This is a genomic window from Campylobacter troglodytis, assembly GCF_006864425.1.
Taxonomy (GTDB): domain Bacteria; phylum Campylobacterota; class Campylobacteria; order Campylobacterales; family Campylobacteraceae; genus Campylobacter_D; species Campylobacter_D troglodytis.
On sequence record NZ_QHLI01000150.1, the window covers coordinates 1 to 1,319 of the forward strand.

General features: G+C 33.2%; 2 protein-coding genes. Both read left to right on the forward strand.

Annotated features, from left to right (window positions below; translation table 11 throughout):
• A partial coding sequence (locus DMC01_RS14070; protein ID WP_185908955.1) for a hypothetical protein occupies positions 1 to 405 on the forward strand: 405 nt, incomplete at its 5' end.
• Positions 405 to 1,319 (forward strand): hypothetical protein (locus tag DMC01_RS12480; protein WP_142694507.1); only part of this gene is annotated, 915 nt, incomplete at its 3' end. The genes DMC01_RS14070 and DMC01_RS12480, both read left to right, overlap by 1 nt.

The window sequence follows — 1,319 nt, forward strand, 5'->3', positions numbered from 1 at the left end:
GATAAGGCAAGAACAGCCATACTCATCCACTCAGGCACAAATGTGCTAGAATCCCCGCTTGATAGGACTGAGGGTTGTTTGTTGATAGGGAGGGGATTTGATGGGCTGGAGTTGATTACACATGGGGAGTATCCTTTAAATTATGAAGCAGAAAAAGAAGAGCTAAGAAACTTAGCAAAGCAAATAGACAAGGAACTAGCTAGTATAAACAATTTAAAAGGAGATAAAAGAAAAAAAGAGTTTGACCGTTTAAATGCCAAATTTTATGAAAAATATGGAAACCGTTACAAAGACAAGATAGAACCCTATATAAATTCAAGCATTAAAAAGCTTATGGCTTTTATTAAAAGGCATAAATATGCAAATTTTACAGTTCATATAAAAAATGATTTCAAGGATAAATGATGAATGAGTGGGCTAGCAAGGAAGAATATGAAAAAAATATCAAGGAATTAAAATTTGAAAAGGAATTAAAAGATTTAGAAGCAATGCTAGTTTTGCAGTGGTATAGGATGGATTATTTTGATCTTGAAAATACCTGCAATGCAGACGAAGCTTGTGAGAGTTGTTTTAATATCATTTATAATTCTAGTGTTGATATAATTATTTATACAAAGGAGCAAAAATATTTTATAAGAAGTGCTATATTTGGCGACTCTAAGCTCTCACTTCGCAAGGATTGGGAGGATACTCAGCTTAATCTCATTAATTATAATCACATCTACGCAAGAGAATTATTGCAAAAACTTGCCCCACATAAGCTAGAATACTTTTTCAAAGAAAGGATTAGTGGCTTTTTGCAAATTCCTGTGAGGGTGTCTTTAAGTTTAGCAAAGCCAAAAGAACATTATTATTATGATGGGGAGCTTTGGTTATCAAAGGATCAAAGATGGAGTCATTATATTATGGGCTATGAAGAGGCTGGGGAGAATTTAGGAAAAGAAATTGATGAAAGCACCCCTTACGCCTACATAAAAGACATACAAAAACTAGGCCAAGCCATAGAATTTGATGAGCTAAACGAAAAAGACATAGTCTTAGAGGATAAATTCAATTTCGCTCCAAGATTTAAAAAATCAAAGCCCTACAATGTAAAAGCTACTAGGATGTATAAAGAACACGAGCCAAGATACAAGCACAAAGACTTTGCCACACACAAAGTAATGCCTAAAAATGACAAAGACTTATGGATAGATCTAATGAGTAATACCAAAAAAATAAGAAGCAAAAAGCCTATAAATTTAAAGGATCTAAGACCTGATTATGTTAAATTCAAAGGGCTTTGGGCTACTACTAGATATGTGTTTAATTTTGATTTC